This is a genomic window from Lysinibacillus sp. ZYM-1, from assembly GCF_001308875.1.
Lineage (GTDB): Bacteria > Bacillota > Bacilli > Bacillales_A > Planococcaceae > Lysinibacillus.
In genome coordinates this window covers 91,502-115,346 of record NZ_KQ465106.1, presented here as the reverse complement: position 1 = coordinate 115,346, position 23,845 = coordinate 91,502, and the positions used below count along the sequence as shown (strand labels likewise).

General features: G+C 39.1%; 19 protein-coding genes and 1 other annotated feature. Of the genes, 2 read left to right on the top strand and 17 right to left on the bottom strand.

Annotation, left to right across the window (positions count from 1 at the left end):
* Positions 1-27 precede the first annotated feature (27 nt).
* The 8 genes from AO843_RS00515 to AO843_RS00480 form a co-directional block, all read right to left on the bottom strand.
* Positions 28-1,434, bottom strand: coding sequence for a YfcC family protein (locus tag AO843_RS00515; RefSeq protein ID WP_054609210.1), 1,407 nt, complete (start codon positions 1,432-1,434; stop codon positions 28-30).
* A gap of 141 nt (positions 1,435-1,575) precedes the next feature.
* Entirely contained in the window at positions 1,576-2,883 is a 1,308-nt protein-coding gene (locus AO843_RS00510; RefSeq protein ID WP_231630034.1) for a MarR family transcriptional regulator, read from the bottom strand.
* Between the two features lie 118 nt (positions 2,884-3,001).
* The gene (locus AO843_RS00505) at positions 3,002-3,217 is read right to left on the bottom strand and encodes a DUF2642 domain-containing protein (RefSeq protein ID WP_054609209.1); all 216 of its coding nucleotides are present in this window, start codon (positions 3,215-3,217) and stop codon (positions 3,002-3,004) included.
* Positions 3,218-3,288: 71 nt separating this feature from the next.
* On the bottom strand, positions 3,289-3,729 hold the full coding sequence (dtd, locus tag AO843_RS00500) for a D-aminoacyl-tRNA deacylase (RefSeq protein ID WP_054609208.1): 441 nt from the start codon (positions 3,727-3,729) through the stop codon (positions 3,289-3,291).
* A gap of 29 nt (positions 3,730-3,758) precedes the next feature.
* The gene (locus AO843_RS00495; RefSeq protein WP_054609207.1) at positions 3,759-5,954 is read right to left on the bottom strand and encodes a RelA/SpoT family protein; all 2,196 of its coding nucleotides are present in this window, start codon (positions 5,952-5,954) and stop codon (positions 3,759-3,761) included.
* Positions 5,955-6,159: 205 nt separating this feature from the next.
* Entirely contained in the window at positions 6,160-7,074 is a 915-nt protein-coding gene (locus AO843_RS00490; protein WP_054609206.1) for a pseudouridine-5'-phosphate glycosidase, read from the bottom strand.
* A 4-nt stretch (positions 7,075-7,078) separates the two neighbouring features.
* Positions 7,079-8,170 (bottom strand): carbohydrate kinase, encoded by a 1,092-nt coding sequence (locus AO843_RS00485; protein ID WP_054609205.1) that lies wholly within the window; start codon positions 8,168-8,170, stop codon positions 7,079-7,081.
* A gap of 113 nt (positions 8,171-8,283) precedes the next feature.
* A complete protein-coding gene (locus tag AO843_RS00480) occupies positions 8,284-9,543 on the bottom strand; it encodes an MFS transporter (RefSeq protein ID WP_054609204.1) in 1,260 nt (419 codons plus the stop codon).
* Positions 9,544-9,736: 193 nt separating this feature from the next.
* Between AO843_RS00480 and AO843_RS00475 the strand changes: the two genes are divergently transcribed.
* Positions 9,737-10,195 carry a MarR family winged helix-turn-helix transcriptional regulator gene (locus AO843_RS00475; protein WP_054609203.1) on the top strand — a complete coding sequence of 153 codons (459 nt, stop codon included), beginning with the start codon at positions 9,737-9,739 and terminating at the stop codon, positions 10,193-10,195.
* A 38-nt stretch (positions 10,196-10,233) separates the two neighbouring features.
* Here the strand turns inward: AO843_RS00475 and AO843_RS00470 are convergent, their stop codons facing one another.
* The 8 genes from AO843_RS00470 to AO843_RS00435 form a co-directional block, all read right to left on the bottom strand.
* A complete protein-coding gene (locus AO843_RS00470; protein WP_054609202.1) occupies positions 10,234-10,746 on the bottom strand; it encodes an adenine phosphoribosyltransferase in 513 nt (170 codons plus the stop codon).
* A gap of 31 nt (positions 10,747-10,777) precedes the next feature.
* Positions 10,778-13,099, bottom strand: coding sequence for a single-stranded-DNA-specific exonuclease RecJ (gene recJ, locus AO843_RS00465; RefSeq protein WP_054609201.1), 2,322 nt, complete (start codon positions 13,097-13,099; stop codon positions 10,778-10,780).
* 167 nt (positions 13,100-13,266) lie between these two features.
* Complete coding sequence (trpA, locus tag AO843_RS00460) at positions 13,267-14,058, bottom strand: tryptophan synthase subunit alpha (protein WP_082389348.1); 792 nt, start codon at positions 14,056-14,058, stop codon at positions 13,267-13,269.
* Entirely contained in the window at positions 14,055-15,266 is a 1,212-nt protein-coding gene (trpB, locus tag AO843_RS00455) for a tryptophan synthase subunit beta (protein ID WP_054609200.1), read from the bottom strand. Before trpB ends, trpA begins: the two co-directional genes overlap by 4 nt.
* Positions 15,266-15,880 (bottom strand): phosphoribosylanthranilate isomerase, encoded by a 615-nt coding sequence (locus AO843_RS00450; protein ID WP_054609199.1) that lies wholly within the window; start codon positions 15,878-15,880, stop codon positions 15,266-15,268. The genes trpB and AO843_RS00450 overlap by 1 nt, the downstream gene beginning before the upstream one ends.
* On the bottom strand, positions 15,877-16,668 hold the full coding sequence (trpC, locus tag AO843_RS00445) for an indole-3-glycerol phosphate synthase TrpC (RefSeq protein WP_054609198.1): 792 nt from the start codon (positions 16,666-16,668) through the stop codon (positions 15,877-15,879). Before trpC ends, AO843_RS00450 begins: the two co-directional genes overlap by 4 nt.
* Positions 16,665-17,696 carry an anthranilate phosphoribosyltransferase gene (gene trpD / locus AO843_RS00440; protein ID WP_054609197.1) on the bottom strand — a complete coding sequence of 344 codons (1,032 nt, stop codon included), beginning with the start codon at positions 17,694-17,696 and terminating at the stop codon, positions 16,665-16,667. Before trpD ends, trpC begins: the two co-directional genes overlap by 4 nt.
* On the bottom strand, positions 17,693-19,063 hold the full coding sequence (locus AO843_RS00435) for a chorismate-binding protein (RefSeq protein WP_054609196.1): 1,371 nt from the start codon (positions 19,061-19,063) through the stop codon (positions 17,693-17,695). The genes trpD and AO843_RS00435 overlap by 4 nt, the downstream gene beginning before the upstream one ends.
* A gap of 115 nt (positions 19,064-19,178) precedes the next feature.
* Positions 19,179-19,436, bottom strand: a binding site (T-box leader).
* 311 nt (positions 19,437-19,747) lie between these two features.
* On the opposite strand from AO843_RS00435, the gene AO843_RS00430 reads away from it, so the two are divergent.
* A complete protein-coding gene (locus tag AO843_RS00430) occupies positions 19,748-21,436 on the top strand; it encodes a methyl-accepting chemotaxis protein (RefSeq protein WP_054609195.1) in 1,689 nt (562 codons plus the stop codon).
* Between the two features lie 97 nt (positions 21,437-21,533).
* On the opposite strand, the gene secDF is transcribed toward AO843_RS00430, so the two are convergent.
* Complete coding sequence (gene secDF, locus AO843_RS00425) at positions 21,534-23,801, bottom strand: protein translocase subunit SecDF (RefSeq protein WP_054609194.1); 2,268 nt, start codon at positions 23,799-23,801, stop codon at positions 21,534-21,536.
* Between the last annotated feature and the right edge of the window lie 44 nt (positions 23,802-23,845).

The following is a 23,845-nucleotide window of genomic DNA, read 5'->3' as shown; positions in this document are numbered from 1 at the left end:
ATCACTTTCCACAGCTTCTTTCATGTTTTAGGAGATGCCTAATGCGACCGCAGCGATTAACGCCAAACATGCTATTACTACCCAGCCAAGAATCATCTTCCATATGAATTTAATCCACTTTTCATAAGGAATACCTGCTACGGCTAAATACGCCATTAATGCAGATGAAGTAGGAATTATCGAGTTTGTTAATGAATCTCCATATTGGAATGCTAAAACCGCAACTTGTCGTTCTAAACCTAATAAATCAGTAATTGGAATCATAATCGGCATTGTTGCTGCCGCCTGTCCACTACCAGATGAAATAAATAAATTCAAAAGGGCTTGAATAAATAACATACCGATTGCACTTATAGCATGCGGTAAATGCCCAATTGTCTCTGATGCTGCATAAACAATCGTATCAATGATTTTCCCTTGCTCTAAAACTACTGTAATAGCACGGGCAAAACCGACGATGAGAGCACCAAATGTTACAGCCTTTGCCCCATCAATAAAGGAATCAAAAATAGTGCCAGGCTTTAAACCACCAATTAGTCCTGCAATTAAGCCCATGATTAAGAAGGACGCTGTTAATTGTGTTAAAAACCAGTCCCAATTAAATACACCATAAATATTAAATCCGATCCCACAAGCCATCACAATAAATACCAATTTATGTTTCCCTGTTAATGGAGGAATATCAATCGCAGACACATTAGATTTAGCCTGTTGTTCAATATCGTAAATAACACTTGCTTGTGGATTCTTTTTCACCTTAAAGGCATAGCGAGATACATAGAAAATAGCAAAGCTTAACACAAAAATATAGACAACCGCACGGAAACCGATACCGGAAAATAATGGTACATCCGCTAGTGATTGTGCAACACCGACGGTAAAGGGATTAAGCATTCCCCCAAAAAATCCGCTGGCTGCTCCTAGTGTAATCATGGCTGTTCCTGTTACTGCATCAAAGCCCATAGCTCGAGCAATTGCTACGCCAATCGGTACGAAAATAATCGTTTCTTCAGCCATCCCCATTGTAAACCCGCCAACAGAGAATAGAATCATGGATAAAGGAATTAATAGCTTCTCTCTACCCTCTAAAGCCTTTACACCTTTATAAACGCCAGCTTCAATGGCGCCTGTAGAATGAATAATACCAAATACACCACTAACTAAGAAAATGTAGAAAATAATTTGGGCACCTTTTTCAAGACCCATTGGAATTGCTGTAAACATTTCAAAAATGGAAACTGGATTACTTTCGATATGATGATAGCTTCCATCTACAACGAGCATTCGTCCTTCCGGATCTTCTAATCTGTCAAACTCACCTGCTGGAATAATATAGCTTGCAATACCTGCTAGAAAAATAATAGCAAAAATTATGGTATATGTATGAGGTACTTTCAGCCAACTCTTCTTTTTTACACGCTGTTCATTTTCCAAAATATCACCAACCTATTGATAGTTTTAGACATTAGCAAATTCTGTCGAAATCCTCCTTTCTTCTTTGTCGCTATATGTCGTTAATTGAAAATAAATATACATTAGTTCAAATTTATTGTAAAGTATTAATTTTCTATTATTTCAGATATTCCATTTCGTCGTTGTCTTATAAAGCTTTCTTGGACGGCCTTGATGATAAGGGTGTTCCTCTCCTGCTAACATAAAATAGTTATGTTCAATTAATCGATTAATAATGCGCTCAGCAGATCTACGTGACAGATTCATATAGTTCGCTAATTCAGCAGCCGAAAAGGGGCGATTATTTGTTACCAACATGAACTGCTTCATTACATTTAAATTTTTAGCACTCATTTTTACATTTTCAGCGATCTCTAAAATATTTTTATTATTATTGCTTAAGGCAACCTTTTTATTATTTTCAAATAATGGTCCATGTAATCGATTATGTTCATCCACCAAACACATTACCGTAGAGGCCTCTCTAAATTTGGTTGTAAAAAATAAAGCCTGGGACGAATGCGCTTCTGCTTCATGTAAAGAATAACCGTAACCAACTCCCACTTGAAAAAAAGCTCCAAATTGTTGTTCGAATTGTTCTTTTATTGATTGTAAATAAGTGGGCTCAAGCTTTTCAATCACCCCTCTAGTTGAAATAATTAAATATGGCTCCTGTTGTGATGGCATGACTCTTGCTTGTAAACGTTCGCTTAATTTTTCTAAAGTATTCAAAAATACTGGATGATCGTGCGATAAATTTTCTTTGCTACAAATAGACACAACAGCAATTTGCGAGGACGTCAACAATTTATTATTATACGTATCTAGTGCTCTGCTAATGGCCGCTGTAAAAGTTTGTTTGCTTTCAACCATATACTTCGCGGGTATCCCTAATTGCTGTAACTCTATAAAAACGGCATGTAGACTAGTAAGGGCTAATTTAGTCTTTCCGGCTTTATATAATTCCTTATGATAAAGGACATAATCAGTCATATTTAGTTCTGCTATTTTTTCAGGTTTTTCATGTACAGATGCATAATCCATTACATAAACACCTGCGGATGAAATCCCTGCCTCCTTCATCACTTGATAAAAGCTATCCTTTTTAGGTAAATCAATCGATAATTCGCTAAGTTCCACTCTTTCATGATGGTGTAATGATAATAATGAAAGTGCTAATGTCAATTCATCGAAAGGAAGATATGTCGCATGTATACGAGATTCCTTTATTTTTTCATAGCAATAAAAATATGGAATTGAGCCAGCAAATAATACAATATCCGATCGCGATGCTGCTTCGTCAATAAGTTCCACACACTGCACAGGGTGCGTGTATGAAAAATGAATAAATTGTACTTGAGGAAACGCTGCGAAATGCTCCTTTATATTATTCCAAAAAAACAATGAACCTAGAATCGCTATCGTTTGCATTTAGTTTCAACCTCTCTAATAAATCAAATATTCTAATAATTAAACGCATTCATTATACCGTATATGAATCAAAAAAGAACCTTCTATCATCTGCCATGATTCGAAGGTTCATACTTACTCATTTTTTTGTTGTTTCCAATGTAACCCATACAATTTCCTCCAGCTGTATGAAAAACGGCGTACGACGAATCTCTAAAATAATATGGTCAGGTAGTATCGAAAGTAAAATACCTTGCTGAATATTTTTTTCGGTTTGCACTACAATTGCCTGACCAATCATCATTTTTAGCGTTTCGTATAAATATGGATTGGATATACTCCCCATCTGAGCCATGTTCTTGACACTCCCTCCTATAAAACTAACCATACTTTTTAGTATATGAAGGAATTATAGGAAATGTACCATTATTTTGACTCTAGAAGTATTGTCACTGGACCATCATTAATGAGTGCAACGTCCATCATTGCACCAAAAATACCTGTCTCCACATGTAAACCGTGTTCACGTAATGCTTGGTTAAAAGCTTCCCACAGCGGCTCTGCTACTTCTGGTCTTGCAGCACTTGTGAAACTTGGACGATTCCCTTTTTTTGCATCCCCATACAACGTAAATTGTGAGACGGATAAAATAGCGCCTCCGTGTTCCAAAATAGAATGATTCATTTTTCCATCTGTATCTTCCCAAAGGCGTAAATTGGCTACTTTTTTTGCTAAGTAAACAACATCTTCCATCGTATCCTCATGTGTAATGCCTACCAGAAGAATGTAGCCACTTTCAATTGCTCCTGTGACAGTTCCGTCTACTGTTACAGAAGCCGTTTTACTGCGTTGTAATACTACCTTCATACGTAAATAACCCCAATTCTAACTGTTGCTTAATTGATAACTCGTTGCACCGAATAAATATCAGGTGTTTGTTTAATTCGTTCCACAACTTTATGCAAATGTGAAATATTTGAAATAGAAATCGTTAAATGAATCGTGGCCATTTTATCACGATCAGCACGACCGCTTACCGCTAAAATATTTGTTTTAGTTTCACTAACAATTTGCATGATTTCATTTAAAATCCCAGGACGATCAAAAGCAGATACTTCGATATCAACTGGGTATTCTTTTTTCTCAGGGATGACACCATGCTCCCATTCGACTTCAATTAGTCGCTCCTGCTCATCCTCAATTTGGATATTAGGACAGTCGGCACGATGCACGGATACGCCACGACCTTTTGTAATGAAGCCAACGATATCATCTCCTGGAACAGGCGTACAGCAACGTGAAAGTCGAATGAGCATATTATCAATGCCCTTGACAATGACTCCTGATTCTGTGCGTTTTTGTGGAATCGGATTTTTCATTTTTTGTTCGATTTTCTCTAAAGCTTCTTCCTGTTCACGCTCTTTTCGGCGTTTTTCAGCTAAACGATTAACAACCTGTTGAGCAGTTATTCCGTTCATACCAACAGCTGCATACAAGTCTTCTTCATTCGTATAATTAAATTTATCACACACTCGTTTGAGATTTTCTGGTGACATTGTTTCCTTTAAATCGAAATCCTGCGCGCGAATTTCTTTTTCAATCATCTCTTTGCCTTTGACAATATTCTCCTCACGTAAGTGACGTTTAAAGAATTGCTTTATTTTATTTTTCGCCTGTGAGGATTGGGCTATTTTTAACCAATCACGACTCGGACCAAAGGATTGCTTAGATGTTAAAATTTCAATGATATCGCCCGTTTTCAGTGGTGTATCAAGTGGCACCATTTTCCCATTGATTTTCGCACCAATCGTACGATTTCCGACCTCAGAATGGACACGATAAGCGAAATCAATTGGCACAGAACCCGCAGGTAATTCAATGACATCGCCTTCAGGTGTAAATACGTAAACCATATCAGAAAACAGATCAAATTTTAAGGACTCCATGAACTCTTCTGCGTTGGAAGATTCATTTTGGAATTCTAATATTTCACGGAACCACGTTAATTTTTGATCGACATTTTGCTTTTGATGATCAACGTTTTTACCTTCTTTATACGCCCAGTGAGCCGCAATCCCGTACTCTGCAATTTTGTGCATTTCCTTCGTACGAATCTGTACCTCTAATGGATCCCCATAAGGTCCAATAACGGTCGTGTGTAAGGATTGATACAGGTTTTGCTTTGGCATAGCAATATAATCTTTAAAACGACCTGGCATTGGTTTCCACAACGTATGCACAATCCCTAAAACCGCATAGCAATCTTTAATACTATCGACAAGTACACGAATGGCTAATAAATCATAAATTTCATTAAACTGTTTCTTTTGCAGCACCATTTTTCGATAAATACTGTAAATATGCTTTGGACGACCATATACATCTGCATCAATTTCAACCTCATTCAGCTGTGACTTCATCTCAGCCATGACATTGTCTAAATAAGCCTCACGTTCGTCTCTTTTTTTCTTCATCAAACTGACTATACGATAATATTGCTGTGGGTTTAAATAGCGAAGGGCTGTATCTTCAAGCTCCCATTTGACAGTTGATATTCCAAGACGATGTGCAAGTGGTGCAAAAATCTCTAATGTCTCTTTTGAAATACGTCGTTGCTTTTCAGCCGGCAAATGCTTTAGCGTACGCATATTGTGGAGACGGTCGGCTAGCTTTATTAAGATGACACGGATATCCTGCGCCATGGCTACAAACATTTTTCGATGATTTTCTGCTTGCTGTGCCTCTTTTGATAAATATTTAATTTTCCCTAATTTTGTAACTCCATCCACAAGTACCGCTACTTCTTCGCCAAATTCCCGTACCAAATCATCCCGCGTAAAATCTGTATCTTCGACAACATCATGTAAAAAACCTGCCGCTACAGTTTCTGGGTCCATTTGTAATTCAGCTAGAATACCCGCTACTTGTACTGGGTGAATAATATACGGTTCACCAGAGCTACGGAATTGCTCAATATGGGCATCCCTTGCTAATTCATATGCTTTTTTCACGAATGCGACATTTTCATCATTCATGTAGGATTTGACTAACTCAAAAACGTCCTCAGGAGTCAAAATTTGCTCTTTCGCCATAACATGTCCACCTTGCTCGTCAAATTTTTCAGATTAGATATAAACTTAATTGTATAAAATTTTGTAGCCTATTGTAAAGAGACTGTGTCATTTAGTTTAGTTAATCTCGTGAACAGTTTAATAAATGGAAAAAATATTCTTCTTTTTAATGAAAAAGACCCTCTGCGACGTTATGTCACAAAGAGTCTTTGTTTCGACAAAGGAATTAATGTAATTGATTGAAAGCTACAGCAATTTTCGCGCCAATCACTGCATTGTTTTTCACTAATGCAATGTTCGCATCAAGGCTTTTACCTTCTGTTAGTTCTTTTACTTTTCCTAGTAAGAATGGTGTCACATTTTTACCTTGAATACCATTCTCTTCAGCCTCTACTAAAGCTTTTTCAATAATATTTGTAATAAACGCATGTTCTAATGCTTCAGCTTCTGGAATTGGATTAGCAATAACAGCGCCACCTTTTAAGCCTAATTTCCATTTCGCACTTAGCATTTCTGCAATTTCCTCTGGTGTATCAAGCTGGAAGTTTACATCAAAACCACTTTGACGTGTGTAGAATGCTGGTAGTTCATCCGTACCATAGCCAACTACTGGCACACCTTTTGTTTCAAGGTATTCTAGTGTAAGTCCGATATCTAAAATAGATTTTGCACCCGCACAGATAACAGCAACATTTGTTTGTGCTAATTCTTCTAAGTCAGCAGAGATATCCATTGTTGTTTCAGCACCGCGGTGAACACCACCAATACCACCTGTAACAAAGATTTCAATTCCTGCAAGTTCTGCAGAGATCATAGTAGCAGCAACTGTTGTAGCACCTAGTTTTTTCGTAGCAAGTAAGTAACCTAGGTCACGGCGTGAAGCTTTAGCAACACCTTTTGCATTACCGAACATTTCAAGCTCTTCATCTGATAAACCAATTTTAATTTTTCCATCAATTAATGCAATTGTTGCAGGTACAGCACCATTATCGCGAATAATTTGCTCTACCTCACGTGCAGTTTGCACGTTTTGTGGGTATGGCATACCGTGTGAAATAATAGTTGATTCTAAAGCAACGATTGGTAGACCTTTTGCTTGTCCTTCTTTTACTTCTTCTGATAATACGATGAATTCTTTCATGTTATTATTCCTCCATTTCACTTTTTAACATTTCTACTGATAATTCAGGTCTAACTGTATAAGGAGATGCCAATGTATTTTTAGCATTGGTTAACCCTGCATCAACACATGTTGCAAAGGATTGCCCTGTCAACCAGCCATGAATTACAGCGCTGACAAAGGCATCTCCAGCACCTGTAACATCTTCAATTTTGTCAATCACTTTGGCAGTAAAATGACTAGGTGCAATCGTACTCGAAGCTGCATATACACCCTTACTGCCAGCTGTGATAATCACATGCTCAGCACCTAATTCTAGGAGCTGTTGTAATGCTTTTTCATAATGGACAGCGTTTTCAATTTTATGCCCAACAATTGTTTCTGCCTCATCTGTGTTACAAATAAACCATGTTACGCCTTGTAATGTTTCAGGTAGTCGATTCATTTTCGGCGAAGATACTGGCACAATGACAAGTGGAATATCACGAGCAATTGCTACTTGCTGTAGATAAGCCACTGTTTCTTTAGGGCAATTTAAATCCAAAATAAAGCAGCCAGCATTCACGAGCATTGTTTCATGCTTTTTTAACAAGCTAGGCAATAGTAGGTCATATACCTCCATATTGGCTACAGCTAAAGCTAGCTCTCCTTGTTCATCCATAATGGCCGTATAGGAGCCAGTTGAAGCTCCTGGTAACTGCTCCACATATCGCAGATTCATAAAGGATTCTGAAACATCTTGGATCACTTGCCAATCAGCATCTTTACCAGCCGTTGTAAGCAACGTCACTTGATGGTTTAATCGGCCTAAGTTTTCAGCAATGTTTCGACCAACACCACCTACACTAAAGGAAGAACTAGCAGGGTTAGATGTTCCTAATTGAACATTGCCCTTCACATGGAATTTTCGGTCTAGATTAGCTCCACCGATGCAAATAATTTCATTTTCTTCGGGTAAAATATAAGCACGACCGACAATTTTTCCTTCCTTCGTCAAACTAGACACTAAATTAGCAAGCACTGGTCGAGACAGATTCATTGCATCTGCCATTTCTTGCTGAGACATAAACGGATTTTGGCGAATTAAAGCTAGCACCGCCTGTTCTCTTTCATTCATAGCATCACCTTTTATTATATTTGTTTACATTATAAACTTTTGTTTGTATTCTGTCAAAATAAAATTCAATAAAAAAGTTGAACCCCGTCATATCGAGGTTCAACTTTTCATGATTAGTTTGCTTGTGCTTCCTGAGAAGTTTGTTTTTTGACAATGATAACGAATAAACTGGCCAATGCACAAAACATTCCTGCAAGGAAAAAAGCCCATGTATAAGAATTGAAATATTTATAAATCAAACCGCCTCCATACGCAGCAACTGCCGCTCCCGCTTGATGAGAGGCAAATATCCATCCATAAATAATACTGCTTTTTTGCACACCGAAAATTTGTCGAGTGATACTGATTGTTGGTGGCACTGTAGCAATCCAATCCAGTCCATAAAAGACGGAAAAAATAGTCATTAAAACAAAGGAACCTTGTGCCAATGCATAAGGGAGTAGTAAAAGAGATGCTCCTCTTAGCAAGTAATACCAGAATAATAACCAACGATTATCAAAACGATCTGATAGCCAGCCAGATGCAGTAGTACCTAGTAAATTAAACACACCCATAAAAGAGAGGAGCGACGCAGCAGTTACTAAAGGTATACCAAAGCTAATACAGTAAGAGACGAAATGAGTACCAATTAATCCACTCGTTGAAAGACCACAAATAAAAAAGCTCCCTGCTAATAGCCAAAATGTTTTGACCTTTACCGCCTCTAATAAGCCATTGAAGGCAATACTAATTGGATTTTTCTTCAGCTGCACTTGCTGATTTTCAACCATCACTTCTTGTCCATAAGGTGTTAATCCCAAATCCCGAGGCTTATTTTTTATAAAAATAGAAATTAATACCAACATAATTATACTCAGAAGAAGAATCAAACCGATTGCCCATCTCCAAGAATAGTGGTCAATGATAATAGCTAGAACTGGCAGTAAAATGAGTTGACCTGTGGCCGTACTAGCCGTTAGAATACCAACCGCTAATCCTCTCCTTTTTACAAACCAATGATTGGCTACATAAGGACTGAGCACCGTTAAAAAGAGGCTAGCTCCAAGGCCAATGATACCTCCCCAAATAATGATTAACTGCCATGATTGACTCATGAAAAATGTTAAAGACATCCCAAACACTAAAGTAGCCATTGCACTAATCATCATCTTCTTTAAACCAATGACTTCAAGCAAAGCTGCCATGAATGGTCCAGAAATTCCATATAAAAATAAACTTATAGCAAATGCTAGTGCAATCATCGATCGATCCCATTGAAATTCCGTTTCTAGAGGATCAATAAAAACACCAGATGATGACATAGTAATTCCTGCTACTATAATGGAGAAAAATGTGACTACTAAAATAAACCAACTGTAATGAATACGCTTCATTTTACCACCTACATTTCTTGTAAGACTCTCCCATAAAACATGTATATACATATATCAGAGTATATTCGCTCATTTATATGTATATACATGTATAGTGATAATAACCATTAAATTATAAAGCTGTCAAGAAGTAATTTCTAGCCCTTAGGTGTATACTTACAATTAGTAGAATCCCGTTAAAGGAGTACTGACCATGAAGAATCAACTTAATAATATCGATTATACACAAATATGTGTTTGTGCAAATCTTCGAAAAAAAACAAGAGTAGTGACGCAATTATATGATAAGTTACTTCAACCTACAGGATTAAAAGTGACTCAATATTCTATGCTTGCCCACATCGACCTTCAGCAAGCTGTGTCGATTAGCCGTTTAGGTGAAATTTTGTTGCTCGATCAAACCACAGTGACACGTAATATCAATCTATTAAAGCAATATGGCTATGTAGAATTAAAGCGTGATGCGCATGACGCTCGCTCTAAAATCATTACACTCACAGATAAAGGGCTAGAAAAGTTACATGAAGCTGCCCCTATATGGCAAACGATTCAAGATCGAATTATTGATGATATCGGTGTCGAAAAATATGCCGATTTCTACGATACTTTGCGAACAATGCAAAAAATCATTCAATCCTACGAGGAAGAATAAAAAAAGCGCCACTACAATGGGCGCTTTTTTCAATGCTCTTAATATTGAATAAGTGTTTTAATATTTAAGTCGCCAAGCTTTGCACGACCATTTAATTCTAAAAGTTCAATAAGGAAGGCACAACCTACTACCTGGCCGCCTAATTGTTCCACTAGACGAACAGTGGCTTCTACCGTACCGCCAGTTGCTAGTAAATCATCGCAGATTAATACTTTTTGGCCAGGCTTAATCGCATCATTATGCATTGTTAATGTATCTTTGCCATATTCAAGACCATAGTCTGCACTAATAACCTCGCGTGGTAATTTTCCTGGTTTGCGGACAGGGGCAAAGCCGATTTCAAGGGCATAGGCAACTGGGCATCCAATAATAAAACCACGAGCTTCAGGACCCACTATAATTTCTGCACCCAATTCTTTTGCATATTCTACAATTTGATCTGTTGCATATTTGTATGCAGGTCCATGATCCATAATTGTAGTAATATCTCTGAATGTAATACCCTCTTTCGGCCAGTCTTCAACCGTTGTAACGTATTGCTTTAAATCCATGTTATTGCTCCTCCTACGAAACGTTTATCGTCTAGTCATGTATTCGTTCATCAAACCATTGTTTTAATTCTATATAAGGGGCATAGACAAGCATTTGCTCCATCTCAATCTGTTCTGAACGTTGTTTGTAAGACGGTGCCTCCGTTAATGCTTGTTTTGGGGCATTCGCGTTGACAGTCGTCAGTCCACCCTCCATTTTAACAAAATCAAGCTCAAAAAACACCTGTGTCATAAATTTTAATGTATCTAATGGCCATCCAGTATGCTTGGCTAGGTCTGCTAAATGCATATCAAGCGGAAATGCTGGTCGATTTTTCAAAAATTTATAATACCAAGAAAATTGCTCTCGCGTAGGTAAAACATTAAAATATTGTGAATCAGGCATATAAAAGTGCGCATAAATGCGAGAAGGGCTCGTTTTCTGTAAAACCGCTTCTAGTCTTTGCATATTTTGTGGCAAATCTAAGAGCACGATATAATCACTTTGTCCGATGTTTGAAAGAGTAGGGTCAACTACTGTAATAGGAACATCAATCAATGTTTGATAATAGGTCATCGTTGCTGGACGAAAGGCTATAAATATCGCCTTTTCCTTTGGTACAGTATTCAGCCAGCGAGCTGTTTGACGGATACCACGGATATCAAAAAGCTGCCATTCTGTTGTTTGAACATCTTCAATCATAAATTGAGCTTTTTTACGACCTTGCCACTCGTTAATTTGCAAATCACCAATAAAAGATACTTTTATACCATAGGTTAATTCATCATGTAAATGTCCTTTATGAAAACCGACACTATCCAATTTGTCATAGCCGTTCGTTAATTCCATTTTTATATGGTTCTCAGCCGCTCCAATTTTTCGCATAGAGGAAATTTCAACATCCTCAAGCACATAAATAGGCTTTGGAAAATCTGTGCCAAACGGTCCGAGCGTTGAGACTTCTTCAATAGCATCCGCTGAAATTTCATCTATACTTAGCGGAATATCAATGTGAACTACTGGTGTTAAATGTTCTTCTGTTAAACATGCTCTTGCCTGTGCATCCAAGCGTGATCGTAGTTCATCCACATGTTCGATGGATAAAGTCATGCCTGCTGCCATAGGATGCCCCCCAAAGTGAGGTAAAATATCCCGGTTTTTGGCCAGTTCGTTATATAAATGGAAGCCTTCAATACTTCGTGCAGAGCCTTTTGCTGTACCTTTATCAGGGTCAAGTGAAAGGACAATTGTTGGACGATAGTATTGCTCAACAAGACGTGAAGCAACGATCCCCACAACCCCTGCATTCCATCCTTCCCCTGCTACAACAAGAACTAAAGAATCACTAATTTTCTTATCTGCTTCAATTAAAGCAATGGCTTCATCTGTAATACTCTTCACAATATCCTTGCGCTCTGTATTGCAGGCATTTAGCTGTTTAGCCAATGCTGTTGCCTTTGCATTATCCTCAGCCATCAATAAATCAACTCCAGGAGATGCTTCGCCGAGTCGACCAACTGCATTTAAGCGAGGACCAAAATAAAATCCAATTGTTTCTTCATTAATTTTTGCCTGCTCTGTACTCGCAATGTCGCACATGGCTTGTACCCACGGACTTAGGGAAAGACGCATTTCCTCTATGCCTCGTTTAACGAGGTAACGATTTTCATCCACTAACGGCACTAAATCGGCTACCGTTCCAATCGCTACATATTCTATTAAATGAGTTGGCAGTTCTCCATATAGAGCGTGTGCAAGCTTAAAGGCTACACCTACACCAGCAAGCTCCCCAAAAGGATAATGCCCCTCTGGTAAACGTGGGTGTAATATGATATCAGCCGGTGGTAGTTCCTCACCTGGTTCATGGTGATCGGTCACGATGACATCTAAGCCAAGTTCCTTCGCCACACGAATAGGTTCAATACCTGATATCCCATTATCTACTGTAATAATTAACTGCACACCTTCATCATAAGCTTCACGAAATAGAGCCTCGTGTGGCCCATAGCCATGAATAAATCGATTTGGAATTTTAAACGATACATCAGCACCAAGATCCAGTAAGACATTTAGCATAACGGTCGTGCTTGTTACACCATCAGCATCATAATCACCGTAGACTAAAATTTTCTCTCCATTATCTAATGCCTGCTCAATTCGTGCCACCGCTTCTGCCATACCATGCATAAGAAATGGGTCATGAACATTCGCTTCTGTCATATTTAATAAGCTTTCTGCATCAGCTGTTGTTTCACAGCCCCGTGCTGCTAAAATTTTTGCTGCAATCGCAGAAAGTTGTAAGTCATTTTGTAATGCTTGTACAAGTTTTATGTCTGGTCGCTCCACTTGCCATCTTTTTTTCGATAGAATCATCTTCTCACTTCCTTACGAAAGCTATTATACCGAAATTCTGTAGGATACGCACTATCCGTTAGATTGATAGTTTTATCCATCGATTTGAAATAGCTACCCGTCACTTTTCCTTATCTATCCGTCAATTTCAGCATTCTATCCTTCTCACAGCAAAAAAGTCTACTCTTTTATAGAGTAGACTTCGCGTACACGCCTTTCGAAGCTTCTATTAGTGCTTCAACTCTTGCCATCTCACCTTCATGCAAGGCCGTAACGATGGCACTTCCGACAATGACCCCATCTCCCAATTCCCCCATCCTTTTCACTTGCTCAGGTGTCGAAATGCCGAAGCCTGCCATAACTGGAATTGGACTAACCTGACACAAGCGTGCAAAATGATGTTCTAAATTAGTAGCAAAATTAGTCCGTTCGCCTGTAATTCCGTTAACAGTCACTGCATAAACAAATCCTTGGCTTGCAGTAGCAATTCGTGCAATACGCTCAGGAGGACTTGTTAAAGATACAAGTTGGACAACATCAATGTTGTATGGATTTAAGGCCTCCCGTAAAATCTTACTTTCCTCTAACGGCACATCTGGTACGATTATTCCCTTCACGCCTCCAGCTACACAAGCTTGAGCAAAAGCATCTAATCCATAAGCTAATACAGGATTAAAATAAGTCATTACCACTAAAGGTACCGTTATTTCATCTCTAAACGAAGCGAGAGCTTGTAACACTTTCTTCAACGTTACACCAGCTGCCAACGCACGTTCCCCAGCCCGTTCAATTGTTGGACCATCTGCAACAGGATCTGTAAACGGAATACCTACTTCAATAGCTGTCACACCTAGTTGCTGTAGTGTTAAGATCGTTGGCTTGATCGTTTCTAGTCCTCCATCACCCGCCATGATATACGGTATAAAAGCTTTATGTCCAGCAATCTTTTCCTGGCCAATCGCTTGTTGTAAAGTCATCATTTAATTTCCCCTCCTAGTACTGCACGAACTGTGTGTACGTCTTTATCACCTCGACCTGATAAGCACACAACAATAACGTTGTCACTCGGCATTGTTTTAGCAAGCTTTGCTGTATAAGCTATAGCATGGGAACTTTCAAGCGCTGGAAGTATACCCTCTGTTCGACTTAATAATTGTAAGCCTTCTAATGCTTCAGCATCTGTGATGGAATCAAATTGTGCTCGACCAATATCATGTAAATAACAAAGCTCTGGTCCTTTCCCCGGATAGTCTAACCCAGCTGAAATAGAGTGAGCTTCTTGGACAAAGCCGTTTTCATCCTGTAATAAATACATGTAGGCACCATGCAATACGCCCAATTGTCCACCTGCAATTGCGGCTGCATGCTTCCCAGTTTCAAGACCACTCCCTGCTGCCTCTACACCGTATAAGGCAACTGATTCATCATCAACGAACGGATGAAACATACCGATCGCGTTACTGCCGCCGCCAATACAAGCAACAACTGCATCTGGTAAACGACCTTCCTTTTGCACAATTTGCTTTCTCGTTTCTACCCCGATAACACGCTGAAAGTCTCGAACGATTCTAGGAAATGGATGAGGGCCTAAGGCAGAGCCTAAAATATAATGCGTATCCTCCACATTTGCCACCCAATAGCGCAAAGCAGCATTCACAGCATCTTTTAATGTTTGTGAACCACTTTCCACCGATTGGACCTTCGTGCCAAGTAATTCCATACGAAAAACATTTAACTGCTGACGTTTGATATCTTCTGCGCCCATAAATACAACACAGTCCAGGTTTAACAATGCACATGCGGTAGCCGTTGCTACACCATGCTGCCCGGCACCTGTCTCGGCAACAATCTTCCTTTTACCCATGCGTTTGGCAAGAAGCGCTTGGCCAATCGCGTTATTAATTTTATGTGCACCTGTATGATTTAAGTCTTCGCGCTTTAAATAGATTTTGGCTCCTCCAAGCTTCTTCGTTAAATTTTCTGCGTAATAGAGCGGGGTTTCACGTCCAACATAATCCTGCAAATAATAGGACAGCTCCTCTGTAAACACTGAATCTTTTACTGCCTCCTCGTAGGCAGTTTCTAATTCTAGCAAGGCAGTCATTAATGTTTCTGGTACGAACTGTCCGCCAAATTGACCGAATCGTCCTTCTTTTGTTGGTACACTATTTGCGATCGAAAATGTCATTATATATGCCCCCTCTTTGCCGTTTGTAAAAATGTGCGTATTTTTTTATGATCCTTGATGCCATCTGTTTCTACACCGCTTGACACATCTACCATGTAAGGGGCTACATTTGTAATGGCGCCTTCAATATTGTCCATCTTGAGTCCACCAGCTAGTATTAATCTTTCCCGCGGAATTCCCACTTCATCGAGAAGAGTCCAATCAAAAGTTTGACCACTACCACCTTTAAAATCAGTTCCAGGGGCATCAAATAAATAGTAGTCCACCTGATAATTAGTAGCAGCTTGCACATCCTCTTTTGTACGTACAGACAATGCTTTAATAGCTGGATAACCTTGATCTTTAATAAATGCTGCTGTTTCCTCCCCGTGGTATTGCACATAGTCTAAAGGCACTCGTTCTACCGCTTCCTGTAATTCAGCTGGTGTTGGATTGACAAAGACACCTATTTTCAAAACACCTTGTGGTACTTGCTTCGCTAACAGTTGGGCTTGCTCAATGGATACACGACGTTTACTTGGTGCAAATACAAAGCCAATAGCATCCGCACCAGCATGAATAGCTGTTTTGACATGTTCTTGTTCTTGTAATCCACAAATTTTAACTTTTGTCATACTGAAGTCTCCTCTTTTTGTACTTGTAAACGTCGGAGTGCTAGTTTTGCGTTACCGCTCCGCATTAATGCTTCCCCTACAAGAACCCCTCTAGCGCCCATAGCCATTACTTGAGTCGCATCTTCCTGCGACCAAATACCGCTTTCACTAATTAATACATGCTCCTCATCAAATGGAAAAGCTTCTGCAATCTCTTGTGTCCGTTGTAGACTAACCTCAAAGGAACGTAAATCTCGATTATTAACACCAATCAGTTTCGCATCTACTGCAAGGGCCCGTTCGAGCTCCTCTCTATCATGCACTTCGACTAAAACCTCTAAGCCTAAGCTCGTTGCATAGCTATATAAATTACGTAATGCTTCATCCGTTAATGCAGCCACGATCAATAAAATGATGGATGCACCCGCTGCTTTTGCAAATCGAATTTGCACTCGATCAATCATAAAATCCTTACAAAGAAGAGGCATATTCACAACACGAGCAACTGCTGCTAAATCTTCAAAGGAGCCTTTAAAAAATTCCTTGTCTGTTAATATAGAAATAGCTACTGCTCCTGCTTGTGCATAGACTTGTGCCTGAGCAACTGGGTCTGCCCCACCTGCAATTAACCCCTTAGAAGGTGAAGCACGTTTCATTTCAGCAATGACCTGCAATGTATTTGCTTGACGCAACGATTGAAACAGCGATGGGCGTGGCTTTTCTGTAAAACCCGCTAAAGGATCTGGCTGTTCTAGTAATGCTCCTACTTCTATCCTCTTTTGTTGAAGAATTTTATGCAGAATATTCATTGTCCTACCTCCACTTCTTTTAATTGCTCGCTATAGGCTACAACTGCTTCTAATTTTTGTAGTGCTCGCCCACTTACAATACTTTCCTTCGCCATGGCCACTCCCTCTTGAATCGTTTCTGCTTGACCATGCCCGAATAAGCCAATACCAGAATTTAACAATACTGTATCCAAATAGGCACTCTGCTTCCCAGCCAATAAATTTTGCATAATCACTGCATTTTCATCTGCATTGCCACCGCGAATGTCCTCTAATGGTGCAGAGCGAAGACCAACATCCTCTGCTGTCAATGAAAATGGAATCAGATCGCCTTTATCTAATAAAACCAATGTATTTTGTCCTGCTAAGGAAGCCTCGTCAAGCCCGTGAGGACCTGAAACAACAATTGCTCTTTCACGTCCCAACATTTGTAGGACAGAGGCATATTCCATAACAAAATGGGGACGATTAATGCCTGTAAATTGTGATAAAAGGGATATTGGATTTGTTAAAGGGCCAACTAGATTAAAGATAGTTGGTCGACCAAGTGAACGACGCACCTCACCAATCCGCCTTAATTTAGGATGAACATTCGGTGCATATATAAAAGCAATACCTTCTCTTTCCAGCAGCTCTACAGTTTGTGAAATTGTAATCTCTGTATGAATGCCTAATGCCTCCAAAACATCCGAACTGCCAGATGAAGACGAAATTTTACGATTGCCATGCTTAGCGATTTTTACACCAGCTCCAGCTAGCACAAATGCAGAGGCTGTACTGATATTAAATGTATGAAGGCCATCACCACCAGTACCGCAATTGTCCATATAATGCCCTTCCTTTGCAGGGACATCACGGGCAAATGAGCGCATAGTTGTTGCTAATGCCGCTACCTCATGAGCAGTCTCCCCTTTCACAGCTAAGGCTGTTAAAAAGCTGGAGATTTCTTCTTTAGGCGTATCATCCCGAAATATCCATTGGGCCACCTCTAGCATTTCTTCATACATCAAATGCTCCCCTTGCAACACTTTCTGCCGTAATTGTTTCATTCTTTTCGCCCTCCATTATTGGCCAATAACTGTAAATATGCTCGATCTTCCTTTTGCATCTGTTGTAAAATCTCTAGTACATCCGTATATTTTGTGACCGTGATGGTCGATTGCATATGCATAGTTGCTTGTTCCACAACAATTGATTGCCCTGTTAAAGCAAAATCCAAATGCCCATTAAAGCCAATGAAGCCGAGAGCTCCACCAAAAATACCAGCAGAATGATGCCATTTTTCTAAATAATGCGGTGCCTGATCCTTAGGTATCTCTGTTGTTGAAAGTAGTGGTAACGTTGCTGCCAATACATCAAGAGCGTGAAGCATAGATAAAAGCCGTCCTTCTACCGTTGAAGTCATGTGTAAAGCTTGCTTTGACCTCTCGATTCGCCTAGCATCGATCACCTGAATGGAGCCCCGAAAACAAACAGACTGTAACGCTTGTTGTACTACGCTAACAAGAATGGCATGTGATTTTCTAATCTCCACATGGTCGTATAGTTTTCTTTCATTTTCTAAATCATCGCTTTTAGTTTCCCCTCTTGGGTATATTCCCTCTGTTGGGGTTGCAATCACTCGCTCGCCTTTTACCTGTATTAGACTTTCAGGAGAAGTTCCTACTACCACATGATCTTCAAATTCTACATAATACATATAGGCAGCTGGCTTTTTTTTTCGTAGCTGTCTGTATAAGGAAAAAGCGTCTCCTTGAAATGCAGCAATAGAACGCTTCGGTAATACCACTCTTGTCATTTCCTCATCCAAATTAGCTTGAATGTTCTTTAGGGCTACGGCAAATTGATCCTGTACGGAAGTAGCAAACGGTTGATAAATGTAAGTTGTTTCTTTACTTGCATGCCCGTTTAACAACTGTTGTGCCAGTTCCTCCAAGTCGGGTTCTCGTTTTTCCGCCTCTATATTTGTATGGATCAAGGTCACTTCATCAGTTAAATGATCAAAAACAACGATTGTTTCATACACATGAAAATGAACATCTGGGAAATCCATTTCATCGTTTTGCATCATCGACGTTCTTCCATGACTTATATATCCAACAGCACCGCCAGAGAACGGAAATTTTGTCGTATTGCAGATGCGTGGCATGAGTCGTTTAAGTAGGTCAAAACGTTCACCTTTATGGACATAGGTTTTTCCTGTTTGATAGGAATACTCCTGAATTTCTTGCCCACTCCCTTTATACGTTTTTCTTGGATTGGCACCAATAAAAGAAAACCTTCCTGCCCCCTCATGTTGAGCTGAACTCTCCAGCAAAAATTTATGCTTCCCCTGTAAGCGTCTAAAAATTAAAATCGGTGTTAAAGAATCGCCATTGATGGTTTTCATTTTTGTTCTCGAACTCGTTGTTTGCATAGCTTTCAATCTCCTTTTTCAAAGATTCCTTTAGCTAATGTCTAGACGGATGAAGAGGAATTATTCTGTTGAATGAAAATAAAAAAATCCCCTGCAAAAAGGATTGTTCCTAATTGCAGAGGACGATCATGACCGCGTTGCCACCTCATATTAGAGCATATTGCTCTCACTTTAATGCCTGTCATAGGCCACAGCTAACACTTTCGATCACTGGGGCACTACGTTCAAGCACTCCCTATAACGTAGGGAATCACGTTCGCTTTTTAAAGGCGACTCTCATAAGTCCATTCACATAAGCTACAAATCAGTTTTCACCAGCCACTGACTCTCTAAATTGCACACTTATGCTACTACTCTTATTCAACAATTTCTCAGCTATTCTCATCTAAACTCAGCTCATCTGTTCTTAGGCTGACCACGCTCCCGTAGTCTTCTACCTTGACCGAACAAAAAGTTAGCCTTAATTCTATGCCAAACTGAAATAATTGTCAATTAATTCTGAAGAGAAAGAGGCTAGCACGAATTTTCAGAAGCCTTCCATATAGGTATATTTTCCTTAAAAAGATCCGTAAAAAGGGAAACACTACTCCTACTATTAAAAATTTTCTGCGTATTGACCTTGTAAAAATATCAAGTTATAGTAATTTCAGAACATTCATTTTATCAAAGAAAGTAGGAACGTCTATGTCCGTTCGTAAAAAACTAAATCTGGGCTTCATTTCGTTAACATGTTTACTCTTTATTTCAAGTATTGTGAGCTTTCTTCAGTTCAAAGCAACACAGAATGATCTAGAAGAAGTGCTTGACAATCGCATTGTTCAAATCCAATTAACGGAAAAAATACGGCAGGAACTAGCGTCACAAGGTTTATTTTTACGTTCTTATATTTTAAATAATAAGGATGATACAGTTAAAGCCAATTTAGAGCACTATGAAAAGCAATTACCCGAATCAGTGAAAGAACTATCTGCTGTTGTTCGCTCTGATTATACAAAAAATATTATGCAGCAACTGACTTCCCTGCAAAACGAGTTACTTATCAATTCCGAAAAGGCAATTCAAGCCTTCAATAACGGAAATGTGGATAAAGCACTCGCATACATAAATAATGATGTCACAAAAAATAATAAGGAAATCTTCAAATTGACGACCGATTTAATAGATTATAATGATGCACAGCTCCAAAAAGTTGATGATGAAGTTAATCAAACAGTTTCACGAGCGATCATTATTGCCATCACACTACTTTTGGCTAGCGTAGTAATTGGCTTGTACTTTATGTATTTTGTAAAAAGGTCGATTATTCAGCCTCTACGTCAGGCCATTGAGGCAGCTGATACATTAGCACAAGGAGATTTAACGATCGCTGAACTTACTCATCAATCAAAAGATGAAATTGGCACACTAGCAGTTGCCGTCAATACATTAAAACAAAATCTAACTGGATTAATGTCAAACATCCAAGATAGTGCTTCACATCTATCAGCTGTCTCTGAAGAGCTTTCTGCTAGTACAGAGGAAGTGACTGCGACTTCTGATGATATTGCACAACGAATTCAAGAAAACTCAACACATATCGCTTCTTCTGCTAGTGCGTCACAGCAAAGTGCCGTGGCAATGGATGAAACGGCAACTGGTGTCCAACGTATTGCAGAAGCGACGCAAAGTCTTCATCACAATGCAGAAAGTATGACCCAGCTTGCACTTACTGGAGGAACAACAATTTCCACAGCGAAAGAACAAATGACGATCATTTCTGTTGCTACCACTGAAATTGCTACATTGACCCAAAAACTAAGTAAACAGTCTGAAGAAATCGGCCAAATTACTGCTGTCATCACGGCCATTTCAGAACAAACAAATTTACTGGCACTAAATGCTGCAATCGAAGCAGCGCGAGCTGGAGAACACGGAAAAGGGTTTGCAGTAGTAGCTGATGAAGTACGTAAACTTGCTGAGGAATCCAATCAATCCGCAAGTCAAATTGTTGCCATTACAAAGGAAATCCTAACAGATACACGCAATGTTGCAGCTGCTGTTGATAATGGCCTAGCTTCTGTAAATGACGGAGTGAATAAAATTCATGAGGCAGGAGATGCATTCTACTCAATCACATCAGCAGTGACAGCATTTACTGAGCAAATTGAAGAAATCTCCGCCACATCTGAAGAAATTTCTGCCAGTGCTGAGCAGGTTGCTGCCTCTGTCACGGAAATAGCCAGTGTTTCAAATCAATCAGCCAGTAACTCACAAATGATTGCAGAGTCTGTTGATGAACAAGTGGCGACAATGCAGCAAGTGAACGCGGTCGCTGAGGAACTAAGTCAGAATGCTCAACAGCTACAAGCATTGCTTCAGCAATTTAAACTATAAAATATGAAATCTGCTACTTTTTACAAAAGCTAGCAGATTTTTTGCATTAAAAAAGCAGGGTATAGAAAATAATTCGTTTTCTACCCTGCTCTTTAAATTATACAGTAGGTTCGTCTGTACCCCATTGTTTTTTCTCTTTCTTGTGTAGCTGTCCATCTGATTTTTTCATTTCACGAATTTTTAATGAATACCAGATTTGAGCTGCAATACAGATCGAAGAATACATACCTGTAATTAAACCAATCAATAATGCGATCGAGAAGTTTTGAATAGATGGTGCGCCGAAAATTAATAGGGCTACGACCACGATAATAACTGTTAATACTGTATTAACAGAGCGTCCCATTGTTTGGCGTAGTGATTTATTCACAATATTCGCCAATACTTCACGGTCATTAATTGTATCATATCGATCTAAGTTTTCACGCATACGGTCAAATGTAACAATTGTATCATTGATGGAGTAACCAACAATTGTTAAAACAGCCGCAATAAATGTAATATCCACCTCTAAACGCATGAAGCTAAAGACAGCGACGATTAAGAATACGTCATGCAATAATGAAACAATTGCACCAATACCCATGCGCCATTCAAAGCGAATCGCCACATAAATAATGATACCTAGTGCTGCGAGAGACAATGCCTTAATGGCATTTTTCACAAGTTCCTTACCAACTGTAGGTGATACGGTACTTACAGCCGGTTCATGGCCATATTTTTCGCCAGCTTCTTTTTTGAGTTTTATAATATCTGCTTGTGATAGATCATCTTTATAGCGAATAACTGCTACATTACTTTTCTCACCTGAGAGTATGATATCTTCTGATGAAAAATCGATGCTATCTAGATACTTGGATACTTCTTCTTGTGTTAAAGTTTGGTCAGATTCAATTTGAACACGAGTACCGCTTGAGAAATCAATACCTAGGTTTAGGCGGAAAATACCAATAACAACTAAACCAGCCACTAAAATTGCTAATGAGAATGTATAGAATTTCTTACGGTTGTGAACAAAATCAAATCGATCAAATTTCGTTGTTAAATCTAATGCACCAATATTTTCATCCAGACTATGTTGTTTTGATTTTGCAATACCATACCATGCTGGATTATTGAAATAACCACTGTTAACAAGTAGCCCTAATAGGACACGAGAACCCCAAACTGCTGTTAGGAAGCTCAATAAAATACTAATAATTAATGTTGTAGCAAATCCTTTAACAGAGCTTGTTCCCCATTGAAACAATACTGCTGCAGCTAATAAAGTTGTCAACTGTGCATCGACAATGGCTGATAATGATTGTTTAGAACCAATTTGGAAGGCTTGTTTAGCAGAATAGCCTACTCGAAGCTCTTCACGAATTCGTTCTGCTGCTAAAATATTGGCGTCTACAGCCATCCCTATACCAAGCACGATGGCCGCGATACCTGGTAGCGTTAATACCGCATTAATCCAATCAAATACAACCAATACTAAGAATGTAAATACAGCAAGTGTGATGATGGAAATAAAACCTGGTAAACGATAGTAGAACAGCATAAATAAGAAAATAATGACTACGCCGACAATACCAGCAAAAATGGTACTTTTCAGCGCTGCATCACCAAACTGAGCACCCACAGAAGTTGAGTAGATTTCATCAAGTTTAACAGGTAATGCCCCAGCATTTAATATATCCGATAAATTTTTTGTTTCTTCAACAGAGAAATTACCACTTATCATAACATCTGTTGTATTTAATGTTTGACTAACTGTTGCTGCAGAAGCATAGCGAGGCTTTGCTTTTTGTGATTCCGCTTTAAAGGAATCTACACCCTCTTCAAAGTCTAACCATACAACCAGTAAATTTTGTCCTGCAGGTTTCGCAGCAATTTTACTTGTTATATCAGCAAATTTTTTCGCATCTTTTAAAGTTAAGGATACAATTGGACGATTTTGTTGGTCAAACGAGTCTTTAGCACCGTTTGCTTTCAAATCGTCTCCATCTAATAATAAATTATCATCAACATCACGGAATGTTAAATTCGCAGAAGTGGACAATAACTTACGTGCCGATTCCTGATCCTCAACACCAGCTAATTGCACGCGAATACGATTTTTGTCCTCAACCTGAATACTCGGTTCACTAACCCCCATAGTATTTACACGTTCACCAAGTGCAGTCGATGTTGCTGTAACAATTTCTGGTGTGATTTTTTGTCCATCTTTTAATGCATTTACCTCATAAAGCACTTCAAACCCGCCTTGTAAGTCAAGACCAAGCTTAATGTCCTTTAAGACGCCGTTTACAGTCGTACTAATTCCTGCTGTAAAAAGCACAAGAATTAATAGGAATGCAACTATACGACTTTTTAGTTTCATCAATAAATCCTCCTCGAATTGGTGTAAGGGTTGTCCTTACACGC

Excerpts from the sequence above, each read along its gene's own strand:
- AO843_RS00435 (WP_054609196.1), bottom strand. The coding sequence starts at position 19,063 with ATGCAAACAACGAGTTCGAGAACAAAAATGAAAACCATCAATGGCGAT.
- AO843_RS00490 (WP_054609206.1), bottom strand. The coding sequence starts at position 7,074 with ATGAAAGAATTCATCGTATTATCAGAAGAAGTAAAAGAAGGACAAGCA.
- trpA (WP_082389348.1), bottom strand. The coding sequence starts at position 14,058 with ATGATGACTTTACAACAAGCGATTGGCCAGGAAAAGATTGCTGGACAT.
- AO843_RS00450 (WP_054609199.1), bottom strand. The coding sequence starts at position 15,880 with ATGACAAAAGTTAAAATTTGTGGATTACAAGAACAAGAACATGTCAAA.
- AO843_RS00510 (WP_231630034.1), bottom strand. The coding sequence starts at position 2,883 with ATGCAAACGATAGCGATTCTAGGTTCATTGTTTTTTTGGAATAATATA.
- dtd (WP_054609208.1), bottom strand. The coding sequence starts at position 3,729 with ATGAAGGTAGTATTACAACGCAGTAAAACGGCTTCTGTAACAGTAGAC.
- AO843_RS00505 (WP_054609209.1), bottom strand. The coding sequence starts at position 3,217 with ATGGCTCAGATGGGGAGTATATCCAATCCATATTTATACGAAACGCTA.
- AO843_RS00495 (WP_054609207.1), bottom strand. The coding sequence starts at position 5,954 with ATGGCGAAAGAGCAAATTTTGACTCCTGAGGACGTTTTTGAGTTAGTC.
- recJ (WP_054609201.1), bottom strand. The coding sequence starts at position 13,099 with ATGATTCTATCGAAAAAAAGATGGCAAGTGGAGCGACCAGACATAAAA.
- trpB (WP_054609200.1), bottom strand. The coding sequence starts at position 15,266 with ATGACATTTTCGATCGCAAATAGTGTACCAACAAAAGAAGGACGATTC.
- AO843_RS00430 (WP_054609195.1), top strand. The coding sequence starts at position 19,748 with ATGTCCGTTCGTAAAAAACTAAATCTGGGCTTCATTTCGTTAACATGT.
- AO843_RS00480 (WP_054609204.1), bottom strand. The coding sequence starts at position 9,543 with ATGAAGCGTATTCATTACAGTTGGTTTATTTTAGTAGTCACATTTTTC.
- AO843_RS00470 (WP_054609202.1), bottom strand. The coding sequence starts at position 10,746 with ATGGATTTAAAGCAATACGTTACAACGGTTGAAGACTGGCCGAAAGAG.
- secDF (WP_054609194.1), bottom strand. The coding sequence starts at position 23,801 with ATGAAACTAAAAAGTCGTATAGTTGCATTCCTATTAATTCTTGTGCTT.
- AO843_RS00475 (WP_054609203.1), top strand. The coding sequence starts at position 9,737 with ATGAAGAATCAACTTAATAATATCGATTATACACAAATATGTGTTTGT.
- AO843_RS00485 (WP_054609205.1), bottom strand. The coding sequence starts at position 8,170 with ATGAATGAAAGAGAACAGGCGGTGCTAGCTTTAATTCGCCAAAATCCG.
- trpD (WP_054609197.1), bottom strand. The coding sequence starts at position 17,696 with ATGAAACAATTACGGCAGAAAGTGTTGCAAGGGGAGCATTTGATGTAT.
- trpC (WP_054609198.1), bottom strand. The coding sequence starts at position 16,668 with ATGAATATTCTGCATAAAATTCTTCAACAAAAGAGGATAGAAGTAGGA.